The organism is Flavihumibacter sp. CACIAM 22H1 (assembly GCF_001601815.1).
GTDB lineage: Bacteria > Bacteroidota > Bacteroidia > Chitinophagales > Chitinophagaceae > Flavihumibacter.
The window spans coordinates 1-14,581 of the sequence record NZ_LUKG01000096.1 but is presented as its reverse complement, the minus strand read 5'-3'; the positions used below and the strand labels follow the sequence as shown (position 1 = coordinate 14,581).

General features: G+C 48.0%; 14 protein-coding genes. 6 read left to right on the top strand and 8 right to left on the bottom strand.

Features of this window, described 5'->3' with window-relative positions:
- Positions 1 to 779 (top strand): pitrilysin family protein (locus A1D16_RS19105; RefSeq protein WP_290712492.1); only part of this gene is annotated, 779 nt, incomplete at its 5' end.
- A gap of 29 nt (positions 780 to 808) precedes the next feature.
- Here the strand turns inward: A1D16_RS19105 and A1D16_RS19100 are convergent.
- The 6 genes from A1D16_RS19100 to A1D16_RS19075 form a co-directional block, all read right to left on the bottom strand.
- Positions 809 to 1,852, bottom strand: a complete 1,044-nt coding sequence (locus tag A1D16_RS19100) for a ChuX/HutX family heme-like substrate-binding protein (protein ID WP_290712490.1) — start codon at positions 1,850 to 1,852, stop codon at positions 809 to 811.
- 1 nt (position 1,853) lies between these two features.
- Positions 1,854 to 2,675 (bottom strand): heme ABC transporter ATP-binding protein, encoded by an 822-nt coding sequence (locus tag A1D16_RS19095; protein ID WP_290712488.1) that lies wholly within the window; start codon positions 2,673 to 2,675, stop codon positions 1,854 to 1,856.
- 9 nt (positions 2,676 to 2,684) lie between these two features.
- Entirely contained in the window at positions 2,685 to 3,737 is a 1,053-nt protein-coding gene (locus A1D16_RS19090; RefSeq protein ID WP_290712486.1) for an iron ABC transporter permease, read from the bottom strand.
- Entirely contained in the window at positions 3,730 to 4,539 is an 810-nt protein-coding gene (locus A1D16_RS19085) for an ABC transporter substrate-binding protein (RefSeq protein WP_290712484.1), read from the bottom strand. Before A1D16_RS19085 ends, A1D16_RS19090 begins: the two co-directional genes overlap by 8 nt.
- A 95-nt stretch (positions 4,540 to 4,634) precedes the next feature.
- Positions 4,635 to 5,684: an HmuY family protein gene (locus A1D16_RS19080; RefSeq protein ID WP_290712482.1), complete on the bottom strand. Its 1,050-nt coding sequence runs from the start codon at positions 5,682 to 5,684 to the stop codon at positions 4,635 to 4,637.
- A complete protein-coding gene (locus A1D16_RS19075; protein WP_290712480.1) occupies positions 5,665 to 7,785 on the bottom strand; it encodes a TonB-dependent receptor in 2,121 nt (706 codons plus the stop codon). Before A1D16_RS19075 ends, A1D16_RS19080 begins: the two co-directional genes overlap by 20 nt.
- A 217-nt stretch (positions 7,786 to 8,002) precedes the next feature.
- On the opposite strand from A1D16_RS19075, the gene A1D16_RS19070 reads away from it, so the two are divergent.
- Positions 8,003 to 8,725, top strand: coding sequence for a carboxypeptidase-like regulatory domain-containing protein (locus tag A1D16_RS19070; protein WP_290712478.1), 723 nt, complete (start codon positions 8,003 to 8,005; stop codon positions 8,723 to 8,725).
- A 23-nt stretch (positions 8,726 to 8,748) separates the two neighbouring features.
- Complete coding sequence (locus A1D16_RS19065; protein WP_290712476.1) at positions 8,749 to 9,393, top strand: YdcF family protein; 645 nt, start codon at positions 8,749 to 8,751, stop codon at positions 9,391 to 9,393.
- Between the two features lie 5 nt (positions 9,394 to 9,398).
- On the opposite strand, the gene A1D16_RS19060 is transcribed toward A1D16_RS19065, so the two are convergent.
- Together A1D16_RS19060 and A1D16_RS19055 are read right to left on the bottom strand one after the other, a co-directional pair.
- Positions 9,399 to 10,529 carry a M20 family metallopeptidase gene (locus tag A1D16_RS19060; protein WP_290712474.1) on the bottom strand — a complete coding sequence of 377 codons (1,131 nt, stop codon included), beginning with the start codon at positions 10,527 to 10,529 and terminating at the stop codon, positions 9,399 to 9,401.
- An 85-nt stretch (positions 10,530 to 10,614) separates the two neighbouring features.
- Positions 10,615 to 11,466: a universal stress protein gene (locus A1D16_RS19055; protein WP_290712472.1), complete on the bottom strand. Its 852-nt coding sequence runs from the start codon at positions 11,464 to 11,466 to the stop codon at positions 10,615 to 10,617.
- Between the two features lie 260 nt (positions 11,467 to 11,726).
- On the opposite strand from A1D16_RS19055, the gene A1D16_RS19050 reads away from it, so the two are divergent.
- The 3 genes from A1D16_RS19050 to A1D16_RS19040 are packed head-to-tail and all read left to right on the top strand — an operon-like array spanning position 11,727 to position 14,427.
- Positions 11,727 to 13,019 (top strand): O-acetylhomoserine aminocarboxypropyltransferase/cysteine synthase, encoded by a 1,293-nt coding sequence (locus A1D16_RS19050; RefSeq protein ID WP_290712470.1) that lies wholly within the window; start codon positions 11,727 to 11,729, stop codon positions 13,017 to 13,019.
- Positions 13,020 to 13,065: 46 nt separating this feature from the next.
- Complete coding sequence (locus A1D16_RS19045) at positions 13,066 to 14,037, top strand: glycoside hydrolase family 5 protein (protein ID WP_290712468.1); 972 nt, start codon at positions 13,066 to 13,068, stop codon at positions 14,035 to 14,037.
- 60 nt (positions 14,038 to 14,097) lie between these two features.
- On the top strand, positions 14,098 to 14,427 hold the full coding sequence (locus tag A1D16_RS19040) for a hypothetical protein (RefSeq protein ID WP_290712466.1): 330 nt from the start codon (positions 14,098 to 14,100) through the stop codon (positions 14,425 to 14,427).
- The last annotated feature ends 154 nt before the right edge of the window (positions 14,428 to 14,581 follow it).

Here is a 14,581-nt window from a genome sequence, read left to right as displayed (position 1 = left end):
GTTCCTTTTATGAGCGCAGGTATATTCCGAATGGTTCGGCCATTGCAATTGCGGGCGATTTTCAACCTGCGCAGATGAAGGCATTGGTAACAAAACTGTTGTCGGGTTGGAAAAAGGGGGTAATGGACAAGGAAACAGGGGCGTCGGCTTCTATTAAAAAACCAGGTGGAAACAGGGTATTGCTGATCAATAAGAACGATGCCAGGGAAACCACCTTTATCATTGGTGCGCCGGGTATTAGCCGTAATAACCCGGATTATATTGCCATTGATGTGATCAATACATTATTTGGGGGCAGGTTTACTTCCATGTTAAATGATGAGTTGCGGGTAAATACCGGGCTTACCTATGGGGCGCGGAGTGGTTTCAACACCCTTAAATACGGGGGAAGTTTTGCGATCAGTACGTTTACGGCAACAGAGAATACCGAAGCGGCGATTGATAAAGCGCTGGAAGTGTTAAAGCGGTTGCATTCGGAGGGGGTGGACGAGCAATCACTTACCTCTGCTAAGAATTATGTGAAGGGGCAGTTTCCTCCTGATTTTGAGACGAGCCGGCAGTTATCGGGTTTGATGACGCAGATGTTCTGGTATGGGTTTAATGAGTCGTTCATTAATAATTTCCAGGCAAATGTAGATGGGCTGACATTGGAGAAAGCCCGGCAGATCATCCAAACTTATTTTCCGCAGGACAAGTTGCAGTTTGTGTTGGTAGGCAAAGCGGCTACCATCAAAAAAATTGCGGAGAAGTACGGTGCGGTGACGGAGATCTCCCTGTAGAGGCGTCAGACAGGTGTTAGGACGTTGTCCTAACACCTGTCTGACGTTTTAATGATACCCCTTCTCCACTGTTCAGATTCCGGCATACCTGGTTTGCGTTTGCCAAAAAACTGCACCAGCAGTTCTCCCGCCGCATCAAACACCTCAAGCGAATGCACCAGGCCATCTACCGTTGGTTTTTTTACCAGCCAGGCAGAAGCAATAGCCGTTGTTTTAATATGTAAGTTGAAGTCCGGGTCCATCACATTTATCCAGCCCGGAATAGCAACAATCTTCTGCACCTCGCCGGTATAAATCTGGATAGCCCCCTGGTTGCCTACAAATACCATCAGCTGCCATTGCTCTCTAGCCGCTGTTTCCAGCAACTCTTGCACAACGCCTGTTTGCAATTCCTTCGCAAATGGCCCTGCGTTCTTCAAAGCGCCAAGGCGAGAAATAGAAAACTTACGCAGTAAGGGGAAAAAATCATGGGTATCTTTCAGCGCTGCCCATTCGGCCCGGAACAGGTCCACATCAAGGTCCTCGTCCTTATACACCGGAGCCGGTTTGGGCGGCATTACCTGAATTGTTTTCTCCTGCTGCGAGGTAGCAAATGCACGGATCATTTTTTCAAATTCCCCCGGATCTGATTCGTTGGTTAAGTACACTTTCAATACGGCCTCGCCCTGCTGATCAAAGAACTGGATGGAATTTTTAAAACCCGCTGCGTCATCGTCCAACACCGCAAAGGCAAAGGCCCAGGCGCTGAAAAACAAGCGCAGATCAATTTCTTCACCCACTACTAATCCTACCTGTTTGTTCGATACATCCACCGACCCGAACACGCCCTTCCGCTCCTGTACACATGCTTCGTTACGGGTAAGACACATAATTTTTCCCAGGGTGGGCATTTGGGTAAGGAGGGCGCCGAACTCGGGGCGAAGCCGTATAACACTTGTACCGGCAAAGGAAGCTAGCAGGGCCGCCTCCGAAACACCCATTGAACGCGCCGCATCCCGGATGCGCAGGCGGGGCTGTTCTTTTCTGCATTGAATCCATTGGTTACTTAGAGAACCACTAACTGTTGTTGACATTTCAGGCTATTTTTTTTGCGTTAACTGATTGTTTGGAACCTGTGAAAACCGGTAACAGGATCGGAAAATCAACGCCATTATGATAAATGATCTCCACCTCGTATCCGTAAGCCTGCCGAATTAAATCAGGCTGAAAGACCTCGGCACTGGCACCGGCTTTTAGCAGTTTTCCATTTTTTAAAAGAAGCACCTGGTCTGCATATTGTGCAGCCAGGTTTAAATCGTGTAAGACCACCACAACCGTGCAGCCGGCCTGCGCCAGTTCTTTTGCTTTACGCAAACAGAGTTGCTGCTGCAGGCAGTCCATACTGGAAGTGGGTTCATCGAGCAGGAGGAATTTTGTTGCAACCGACGCAAGCGGGTACAATTGTGCCAGCACCCTGGCCATTTGTACCCGTTGCTGTTCGCCACCCGACAGGGTATGAAACCAGCGGTCGGCCAGTTGTTCTACCATCATTTCTTCCATTGCCAGGCGAACCAATTCCTGGTCTGAACAGGACGGCGTTTGTTTAAAATGCGGATACCGCCCCATCATTACCACTTCGCGGCAGCGGAAGGGAAGCGACAGGCTGTATTGCTGTGTAAGCACGGCCCGGCGCAAGGCCAGTTCCTGCGGACGATGGCTGCTGATTGCCCGGCCCTTTAGGGTTACACTGCCCCGGAAAGGTTTGTTTTCACCCGCCAGGACCTTAAGAAGGGTTGATTTCCCTGCCCCATTTGCACCCAGCAATACCGTTAACTGCCCGGGCCGAATGCAGGCCGAAATATCTTCAAGAATAGGTTGAGGGCCAATTTTATAATATAATTTTTGGATCTCCAGCATCGTAGAATTTTACAGGGTGATCTTTTTTTTCTGCCGGTATAGCAGCACTATGAAAATGGGAGTACCTACCAATGCTGTTACAATACCAATCGGTAATTCTGCCGGGGCGATGATGGTTCTGCTGATGGTATCTGCCAGCAACAACAGTACGGCCCCCAGCAAGGCGCTGTTCAATAAGAGATGCCGATGGTCTGTGCCGCAGATGGTGCGCAGTATATGCGGCACCACCAGTCCCACAAAGCCGATAATACCACAGGTAGCCACTGCCGCACCAACTGATAAGGTAGAAAGGGTGATAATCGTCCATTTGAGGCGTTTTACATTTATTCCGATATAGGCGGCTTCGGCTTCTCCCAGCGAATAGGCATTTAAGGATTTGCCCAGTGCCGGCAGTATAAAAAAGGGAAGCAGCGTAAATGGCACAATGGCCGCAAGTACCTGCCAGCTTGCACCGGCCAGGCTACCCATGGACCAGAAGCTGATCGACCGCAATTCTTCTTCATTCGCGAGGTAGGTTACCAGCGATGTACAGGCGGCGCATAATGCGTTTACGCCCAAGCCGGCCAGCAATAAAGTGGCTACCATTGTTTTGCCCCCGGTACGGGCTAATCGAAACACCAAAAATGAACAAGCACAGGCACCTATAAACGTAAACAGGTTGAGCCAGTAGTACTTCGATAACCAGCTGTTTTCAGCAGAAAAAAACGGGAGATAGGTTAAGAGTACTATCATTAAAACAGCCGCCAATGCTGCGCCGGAGGAGATCCCGATCAAAGTAGGATCAGCCAGCGGATTACGAAATAATCCCTGTAGTGCGGCTCCTGATAAAGCCAGGCTGCTGCCTACTAACAGGGCCAGCAAGAGCCTCGGCAACCGGATCTGCCAAAAAACTATTGACATCGTTTCTGAATAGTCGGCCTCTGTTGATAGCCCCACCGCATTTCCCAGTATAGCGATTAACTGCACCGGAGAAATGGACAGGGCGCCCAGACCGGCGGAAACTAACAGGGCCAGCAACAGCAACAGGATCAATCCTATTCGGATCCAACCGGGCTTATTCATGAAGCATATTATTTAGTTCCTGGATGGCCTGCGGCAGTCGTAACCCAAAACCACTGAGCAGTTCTCCATCCATCGCAATTATTTTATGATTTTTACCGGCTTTGGTAAGCACAACGCCGGGTACTTTCAGAAAACCTTCTACACCTCCAACACTTTTCAAACCACTGGTAAACAACAATAACAGGTCGGGGTCCGCAGCCACCAGCGCTTCGGTGGTGAGTGGTTTATACTGGGTAAAGGAAAGGGGGTTCTGCGCGCCCGCCAGGCGGATCAGCTGATCCATTGGCGTTTCTTTGCCGGCTACGGATAAAGCACCTGCTCCCCTGGCATATACAAAAACTAATTTTTTATTGGAAGGCAGGATCTTTAATGCTGCTACCTGCTTGTCGAACTGAGCCGCTACCTGCGCCGCCTCTTTTTTCTTCTGCAGTAATGCGCCAATGGCAAGGAGTAATTTTTTTGTGCCAGCCAGGCTGTATTCCTGTTGATACAACTGCAGTCGGATGCCTGCTGCCTTGAGCTGTTGCAGCACAGCGGGGTTCAATTGATCCTGCATGCCGATAACCAGGTCGGGCTGAAGAGACAATATGTTTTCCGCGGAAATAGCCCGGTTATGGCCAACTTTTGGTTTTTGTGCAAGAGAGGCCGGATAGGTACTGGTAACATCTACGCCTACAATAGCGGCTTCCATGCCAACTGCTACAATTATTTCACTTACCACACCGCTGAGTGATACAATTCTTTGCTGTGCGGATGAGAGCAGGGGCAATAAAAAAAACAGCGCAATAAAAAAATTTTTCATATTTGTTTGTTTAAAAGCAGCCTCGTAGAAACGAGGCCGGTAGCTGATCGGTAACATTTACTCGCTGGTCACCGCTCAGAGATTTGAACGACCAATTAAGCTTCTTTTACCAGTTGAAAACTTAGTTCCGGCTTACCGCGGGTACCGCCATCCTGGCTGGTAAAACTGATAAACTTCAGCTTGTAATAATTTCCATTGCTGTCTTTGACCAGGTAGAAGCGATCTGTTTTTACACCGATGGCGGCGCCGGTGGTGGCCCTCCAGTTACTGCCGATGGCCCAGCGGTCTGCGCTGAAACTGGCCGTTGCCAGATCGGCTTCTTTGAAATTTTCATAACTGGTAGTACTGGTTAATATCTCCGCCACCTGTACGCCGGCGCGAAAATTGATGGCGATCAGATCGGAAAATGCATATGGCACATCACCTCCGCCAAAATTTGTTTTAAAGACTGCATACCCCCACTGAAGATCCCAGTTTTCTTTTTCTGGTTCTACGGTAACCGGTCCGTTATCAAAAGAGATATAGTTGAATTGATAGGAGTTATTTTTTACCACGTCAATGGTGGAAAAGTTGGCTTCTGCAATTTTTGCGTATTGAATACTGTATCCATTGCCTTTCCGGATAATTTTTATTTTCAGCCAGTCGCGTGCAGCCACGCCACCGCCGGTACCCCGGTTCAGGATATAAACTTTATTGGCTGATTCGGTGGCTGAAATGGTACCAATAACCGTTTTGGACAAATCGCCTCCGATATCATCCAGCAGCGCAAATTCGGTGGCACTGGGTGCTGCATGATTCAGCGCCAGCACCATGCCTGCGGTATCGGCAGCGCTAACATCTGCCAGGTTGCTTTTAGTGGTTGCTTTTGCAAGGGCAACCGTGGTATTGTTTATCATAACACTGAAATCATTGCCCGTATAAAGCGCCAGATCCCAGGCAGTTCGTTTAACGGAGTCTTGTTTGGCCGTGCTCAGATCAAGGAAAACCGTGTTGATAGCAGCAGCTCCGCCTGCTCCTCCGTTTAATTGAAGACGGGCACCTGCTGAAGGTGGAATTACGGGAAGGGATTCTTCCTTCCGGGTACATGAATTCAGTACTAACAATGCACTGATAAACCAAACGACACTACCTGCTTGTTGCTGCATTTTTCTTTTTGTTTTGTTTTGACCAATTAAATTGTAAAGAGCTGAACCAGGATCGTCCATAGGAGAGCAGCACAGGTCCGGAGCCGGTGTGTGCTGATCCTTCGGCTGTTGCTGTATTGTTGATCCGGCTAACGTTGAATATATTTTTTACCCCTGCCTGCAGGCGGAGATAAGGACCGATGGTTTTTGTAAGGTTGAAATCGCCCCAGTGATAAGAAGCTGTTTCGGCCAGGTACACTTGCTGTTTTTCTTGTCCGGCTACTGCTGAGGCTGTAAACACCGGTAGCTTTCCGTTGAACTTGTAAAAAACAGCCGCTTCCAGTGCCCATGCAGGAATGGTATACCGCAGGTTGAGGTTGGCTTCGGGCGACCAGGCAAATGCTGAAGTTCCGTTGTACTGATAGGTATCATTGCCGTAATAAGCATTGAATCGGCCGATCACCAGCAGTCCGGTTTGAAGGGTAAACCGGCGATAGTTGAATTGCAGTTCTGCTGCGGTGCCTTTGGTTTTAAATCGATCGAGGTTGAAATATGTAAACAGGTTTCCGCTGCCTTGTGCCAGCGTAATGCGGTCCCTGAAATTGTTGTAAAATGCGGATAGACTAAATTTCCAATCGGCTTTGTTGGCAGCTTTTTCCGGCTGCCAGCTGATGGAAGCCTGGTAGCTATCGGAGGACTCGGCTTTCAGCTCGGGGTTGCCTTCAATAGCATGGTTGGCATCAAAAAACTGAAAATACAGTTCTCTTAAAGCCGGTGCGCGGAAGCCCCTGCCATAGGAAGCCCTGATATCCCAGTTGGGCAGGAATTGGTATTTAGCATTGATCGAACTGATAACCGGGGGTGCGTCGTATTGCGAATTTCGATTCATCCGCAGACCGGGGCGGATCAGCAATGGTTTAAGCGGCTGAACTTCGCCGGTTAGAAAAACCGAATAATCAGTAATGCGGGGACTGCCGCTAATCCGATCTCCCATTCCCTGCTCTGATTTGAATTCCAAACCGGGTTGTAGTTTGAGCCAGCTGGTCCAGTTCCAACGGGCCGTAATGCGTGCAAAAGCGGCATTGAACCTGGCCTCATCCCATTCGCCCGCATTGGTGGAGGGTTCTTTGGTGCCCTCCAAAAAATTGAGTCGATAGGTACTTGTAGTTCGTTGATACTGCTGGTAGGAAAAAGCGGTTTGAATAAGCAGTTTGGAATGGGCCTGCCAGTCGGCCGAAAGCTGATGGGTTTGGCGGTTGGTTTTGTAATAGGCGTCTACTGCGGTATTGTTCTGGTTATATTGACCGGGCGCATAAATTTCTTCATGGAGGTAATCGAGCCGGTACAGCAGTTTCCAATTTCCGGACTGGTAGGCTGTTGAAAAGCCGGTCAGCAATTGCTGCTTGGGTCGGATTTCCCGGGCGCGCAGGGGGGCAGCTCCTTTCCATCCGCCCATTTCAATACTGGTTAAATAGGCATTACTGGCAATTTTTCCGGTTTGCTGGCTGACAGCTACAGTACGCTGGTGAATACCGTTGCCGGAGAAGGGGGCGTAAACCTGGCCCATCGATTCTTCCTGGATTTTTGCCTGTACGGCCAGGGTAGCTGTTTTTGCGGAGGCGTTTTTAGTAATGATATTGACTACACCAGCCAGGGCGTCTGACCCATACAGAACACTCATGGGGCCTTCAACCAGTTCAATGCGTTCGATGGAGTTGATATCGATTTGTCCAAGGCTTTGGCGGGTACTTCCCCGATCGAGCAGGGGAATACCATTTACCAGGATCTTTATATTGTTACCGCCCATTCCCAGGATGCTGAGGTCGGTTTCGCCCAGTGCATGATCGGCATGAAGTCGTATACCGAGTTCGGCAGCCAGCAGGGAATAGGTATCATTGGCGGCCCTTGCGAGGATAGTGGCCTGGTTGATGGTGCGGATCTTAAAAACGGATTGTTTGAGGGTAGCTGTGCCGAATAAGCCGGTAACAACTACTTCGTTGAGTGCTGCGATGCGGCCAGAGTCCTGCCCTGGGTAGGATTGCGCTGCAAGTTGAAGCGAAAGGACAATAAAACAGGGGATGAGAAGCAGCCGGGTGCTTGTCATCGGTTGAAGCCAATGCATGAATAAATGGTTTACCTACTTGTATGATGGGTGACCACATAGGAGCAGATCTGATCCTATGCCTGAGTGCGAGTAAATGCAGCGCAAACATACTGGGAGCTGTTGGATTGCTGCTTACGAAAAAGGGAAAAGCATTTACGAATCCGGGAAATCTCGTTTTACACGTCAGACAGGTGTTAGAACGTTGTTCTAACACCTGTCTGACGTATATTTACGAATGCACCGCTTACTTCTATTCCTGCTTTCTATGGCCTGTTTCCTGGGAGGAAAAGACTGCCTCGCCCAGCAACAAATCAGCGGAACTGTTTTTGATGCCAACACCGACTCCCTCCTGCAGGATGTTTTTGTACTTAACCTCAACACCCAACAATCTACCGTGGTGTCCAAAAACGGCCGCTACAGCATTCCCGCCGCAGAAGGAAACCGCCTCGTTTTTACCGCCATCGGTTACGCACCCGATACCCTGAAAGTAGAATTTCACATGTTTGTGACCGGGTACGATATCTCGCTGAAACAACGTTATAGCCTCCTAAAAACAATTGTTGTCTCCGATCGCGATTACCAGGCTGACTCACTGGAAAGAAGAGAAGCATACCGTCATTTATTAGACAAACCACTGCCAGGCATAACCGGAAAAAATACCCCTCAATCCGGTTTCGGTATTGTATTGAGTCCGGCTAGCTTTTTCTCCTCCAAAGCCAAACAACAAAGGGAACTGAAAAAAAGACTGCTCTACAACGAAGAAATGGAATATGTTGATTTCAGGTTTTCAACCTCCTTTGTTCAAAAATACACCGGCCTTCATGGAGATTCTCTCCAGACTTTTATGCTCCGGTTTCGGCCAAGCTATGAATTCTGCCGGCAATCTAACCAGGAAGACATGATCAACTACATCAATGAAAAACTGAAAATTTACCAGCGTCGCAAAGAAAACCAGTAGTTTTAATTCCTGAAAAATGCTGCATGAATAAACTTGTTGAAACAGCCGCCCGTTTGATCTGGGACTATCACCACATGCACCACCAGCTTCAACCTTCGGATTGCATTTTTGCATTGGGCAGTCACGACCTCCGTGTAGCTGAATGGGCCGCTGAATGCTGGTTAAATAAACTTGCGCCCTTATTGCTGTTATCAGGCGGTTTAGGAAATTTCACCCAGGGTATGTGGACAGAAAAAGAAGCCGATAAGTTTGCCCGCATCGCCCTGGCAATGGGTGTACCGGAATCCGCCATCCTGATCGAAAACAAATCTACCAACACGGGTGAAAATATTCGTTTTTCAAAAGAATTGCTGGCAGCAAAAGGATTAGACCCCCAGCGATTTATAGTGGTGCAAAAACCCTATATGGAACGGCGTAGTTATGCAACTTTCAAAAAAAACTGGCCGGAAAAAGACCTACTTGTCAGCTCTCCGCCCATTTCCTTTGATGCATACCCGAATGAAGAAATTCCGCTTGAACGGGTTATCAATATTATGGTAGGAGATCTTCAACGGATCAAAGAATATCCTGCCAAGGGCTTCCAGATTGAGCAACCCATACCGGCCGAAGTTTGGGAAGCCTATGAGTTACTTGTTAGCAACGGGTACGATCAGCACCTCATCAAATAAGTGTATTAATTTTCGCCCTGTAGCAGTTGCAGCAGTATATCGCTGGCTTTTTCGATCTGCGTAAGCGCAATATGTTCATCGGCCGTATGTGCTTGTGCAATGGAGCCCGGACCAAATACAACACATGGTATACCGGCTTCCTGGTAGATCGCCGCATCGGTTGCATAATGGGCTGCCTGTAAAGCAGGCCGGGTGCCCGCACGTGCACAGGCCTGCATAAGTGCCTGGCAATGCGGTGCATCCGGTGCATTGTCTACTCCCATGGCCAGCAGGTAGGGCGCACTGATCTTATAACCGGCAGGATCACCCAAAAATGGAAGCAGTTCCTGCAGGATTGTCTGGAATGTCATACCCGGCAATAACCGGTTATCGATTTCAATACTGCAGGAAGCGGGTACGGTATTAACAGTTTGTCCGCCTGTTATCCTTCCAACGCTGATGGTTGCCTGCCCCAGTACAGGATGCTGAACCGATTCCAGGCTTTTGGCATAAGCAGCAATACCCTCCAGAATCGGGGCCATTTTATAAATGGCGTTATCGCCGTTCCAGGGCATGCTGGAATGGCAACTACGGCCTTCGGTATGAATAAAAAAACGGCACAGGCCTTTGTGTGCATAAATAAGATTGAGTTCGGTAGGCTCTCCTACAATTGCAAAATCTGCCTTTACGCCTTTTGCAACCAGCTCTCTGGCACCGGAAAAAGAATATTCCTCGTCTTTCACAAAAGCCAGTACTACATTATACGCCAGCTGTTTTTTTTCCTGTAGAAGGGTTCGTATAACATGTAGATAGGTGGCCAGGGATGCTTTTGTATCGCAGGAACCGCGGCCATATAAAAAACCGTTCTTAATAACCGGATCAAAAGGCGCAATAGACATATGTTCTTCTGAAACGGTGTCCATATGCGCTTCCAGTAATACCGTGGTAGGTTTACCCGCATTGATATAAGCAAGGAGGTTGGGGCGTTCAGGATCTTCGCCAAATAACTCTGCACTGATTCCCAATGCTGCCAAAAAATCACGGATATAACCCGCTACTGCGCCTTCTGTATAAAAAGGCCCGGACAAGTTTTTGCCCATAGGATTTACGGAAGGAATGGCTACCAGGTTGCGGGTAATAGAGACAGCTCCATGCATAGTAACAGGATTATTCAGTTTAATCCTGAAATATAGTGTTCCTTTTTTTACCTGACCCTAAAATCCGGGAAAAGCAAGCAAAAAATCAGGCATCATCCGCCATCACCAAAAACGGATGCCGGGTTAGGTAGGCCATGTTCCTGGTGAAACTTTCAGTGAAGAACCGCTGTAAAAATGTTTTTTTAAGCCGCACCATAGTAAGCAGATCATACGGTATTTCTTCTTCCAGATGTTCGAGTGTATCTATAATTGAAGAACTGGTGATCAATTGAAAGGACAAGGAGCTGGCGGCAAAATCCTTTTGCAATAAGTTGCTGTATTCACTGAACCTGGCCTGTTCCTTTGCAGTTTCCTCCCTGGTTATATGACCGCTTATAATGCGGGTAACGGTTATATCTGCCCCAAAAACAGAAGCTATTGCTGTCAGCAGCGGCAGGGCTTTTTTATCCGCTAGCTGGTAATCGGTTGCCAATACCAGGTGTTGCGGAAGTTTCCATTCATAGGCTTCCGGAATAAGCCATACCGGCCAATCGGATTTTTCTGCAATCCTTGAAGCAATGGTTCCAAGCAGCGTTTTTTTCAGTCCGGTTGCTCCCTGGGTACCCATAACAATGGTATCCATACGATGCTCTTCTGCAAAACCCAGTACATTATCAACAACCGGAGCATGCCCGAGTACAGTAGATACGATTACCTTTGGAAAAGCAGCCTGGTATTTTACGTTCATGCGATTCAGTTCCTTCAACAGGTCGGTCTCCATTTGTTGGTTATAGGCTGTACGTTTGGTTTCATTGTCAATAAAACCTGCCTCTACCTGTTCATACACATGGTATAAAACCACGGTTCCACCGGTACGACTGGCTACTTCAAGCGCATACCGAAAAGCTCTTTCCGACGTGGGAGAAAAATCCGTAGGCACCAATATTCGTTTAAGCATGACTGTGTGTTTAAAGGCTTGTTTTAAAGCAACCCGGCAACAGCTTATGCCTGCAGGGCACTGCGCCGCCCATCCGAGCCGGTGTTATCCGGCCTTAATCAGGGTAAATTAAGCAGGGCTGCCCCGGCAAAAGCTGATCCAGCTCATAGCAGGGCTTGATTTTACCGTAGGTAGAAATTTTAACACAATGCGATGTTATTCCTAGTATATTTGTAGACAATGCTATTTGTGAAACAGTCAATCTTTAAATCCACTTAATTATGTCAAAGCAACTTCGGTTCGAAACCTTGCAGGTACATGCCGGCCAGGAGCCTGATCCGGTAACCAAATCAAGGGTAGTTCCCATTTATCAGACCAGTTCTTATGTATTCGACAGTGCAGAACATGCGGCTAATTTATTCGGGCTGCGTGAGTTTGGAAACATCTACACCAGGTTGATGAATCCGACCACGGATGTGTTTGAAAAAAGAGTAGCAGCATTAGAAGGCGGGGTAGCGGCACTGGCGATGGCATCCGGGCAATCGGCGCAGTTTATTGCCTTTCAAAACATATTACAACAAGGGGATAATATAGTTTCTTCCTCTTTTTTATACGGCGGCACCTATAACCAGTTCAAGGTTTCTTTTAAAAGACTGGGCTTTGAAGTACGATTTGCCAATGGAGATGACCCGGCAGATTTTGAAGCGAAGATCGATGCCCGTACCAAAGCGCTTTACGTAGAAACAATCGGTAACCCGGGTTTCAGCGTGCCGGATTTCGAACGCCTTGCAGATATTGCTTCGAGGCACGGTATTCCCCTGATCGTAGACAATACCTTTGGCGCTGCGGGTTACCTCTGCCGCCCGATTGATTTTGGTGCAAATGTGGTGGTGGAGTCGGCTACCAAATGGATTGGCGGACATGGAAACAGCATTGGCGGCATCATCGTTGACGGAGGAAATTTCAACTGGGGAAATGGAAAATTCCCTTATTTCACAGAGCCCGATGAGGCTTACCATGGCATGAAGTTCTGGGATATTTTTGGTTCAGGCGGCCCCTTTGGCAATATTGCTTATATCATTCGTGCAAGGGTTACCGGGTTAAGAAGCCTGGGGCCGGCAGTAAGCCCCTTTAATTCCTTCCTGTTTTTGCAAGGTCTTGAAACCCTGAGCCTGCGCGTGCAGCGAACCGTGGATAATGCCCAGGAATTAGCAGAATGGCTCGAACAACAACCGCAGGTAGAATATGTAAACTACCCGGGCTTGAAAAACAACAAATACCATACACTGGCAAAAAAATATCTCCGGAATGGATTTGGGGGTGTATTATCCTTCAAAATCAAAGGAGGCAAGGAAGCTGCCGATGCGTTTGTAAATAAACTGGAACTGATCAGCCACCTGGCCAATGTAGGAGATGCCAAAACCCTGATCATTCATCCGGCTACAACAACCCATGAGCAGCTTACCGAAGCAGAACAAAAATCAGCCGGTGTTGAACCGGGTTTATTAAGGATTTCTCTTGGTATCGAACACATTGATGATATCAAGGACGATATTACACAAGCATTTGCTTAATCTTGCACCCGGCGGCTTACCCCGCCGGGTGTTTTAATTTATTAGTATGCGCACCTGCTTATTCTTCTGCTTCCTTTTGATGCAACTGCTGCTTATGGGGCAACCGGTTAAACGGTATGGACAATTACAGGTAATTGGTACACAGCTCTGCGACCGGCAGGGAGAGGCTGTAGTATTAAGAGGAATGAGTTTTGGCTGGCATAATTTTCATCCCCGGTTTTATACAAAGGGAGCTGTAGAATGGTTGTACCAGGATTGGAAAACAGACCTGGTGCGGGCTGCAATAGGTATTGAACCTGCTCCTAACGGCTACCTGCATTCGAAAGAATCTGCAATGAAAGCACTGGAAACAGTGCTGGATGCTGCCATTGAAACAGGTATCTACTGTATTGTAGACTGGCATTCACACAATATTCAGCTCGAAGAAGCGAAAGCTTTTTTCGCGGATATTGCGCAGCGTTATGGTCATTATCCCAATATTATTTATGAGATCTTCAATGAACCGGATCAGGAAACCTGGCCAGCGGTAAAAGCCTATGCAGCTGAACTGATTAAAACGATCCGCGCTAAAGACCCGGATAACCTGATATTGGTCGGTAGCCCGCATTGGGACCAGGACCTGCACCTGGTAGCGGATGATCCATTACCGGTTCAGACCAATATCATGTATACCCTCCATTATTATGCAGGCACACATCGCGAACAACTGCGAAGCCGGGGGGCGTATGCGCTTTCGAAAGGAATTCCACTCTTTATTTCCGAATCTGCCGGAATGGAAGCTACCGGCAACGGGCAACTGGATGAGGAAGAGTGGGAACGCTGGATCAATTGGTCGGAGAAAAACCGCATCAGTTGGGTAACCTGGTCTGTTTCCGATAAAAACGAAACCTGTTCTGTATTACTTCCTTCCGCCTCTTCCAACGGCCATTGGCGCGATACCGATCTCAAAGCTTCCGGCCTCAAAGCCCGCGCCTACCTTCGCAGGTTTGCCCTCAATAGCCCGCCCCCCCTGCCCTGAAGGCATTTTAACAATTACCTAAATAAAAATACGAATGGCTGTTAGTAAATTTGCAGCACTATGATGAAACGGATCATTGCCATAGTTGCCTGCTTAATTTTCCTGGTAGCAAGTATACCCGGAACAGCCATTCAGCAGTTATTTGATCCCGCATCCGTTTCCGAAACCTGCAATAACGGTGAGCAAAAAAGCAATACCGAAGAAAAAGCAGAAGAACATTTCCTACAAATCAAGTCAAGGATCCAGACCGTACGCCAACCGGTGGCCTGCGTATCCGAAACCAAAGACGCTAACCATGCACCTGTTCCTGTAAAGGAAACCATTCCTGATGCAGGTGCTGAAACGGCTCCCACCCCTCTTTATCTGCAACACAGCAGTTTCCTGATTTAGCCGCTTTTAACCCGTTTTCTTTTTGATCAAAGCAGGAATTCCTCTTATCGGGGTGCTTTGTGCCCCCCTATCTCCACCATTTTATCACGTTAAATTAATTGATATGAAAAAGAATATATATACACTTTTAGTAGCTGCTTTTACCTTCTTGGCC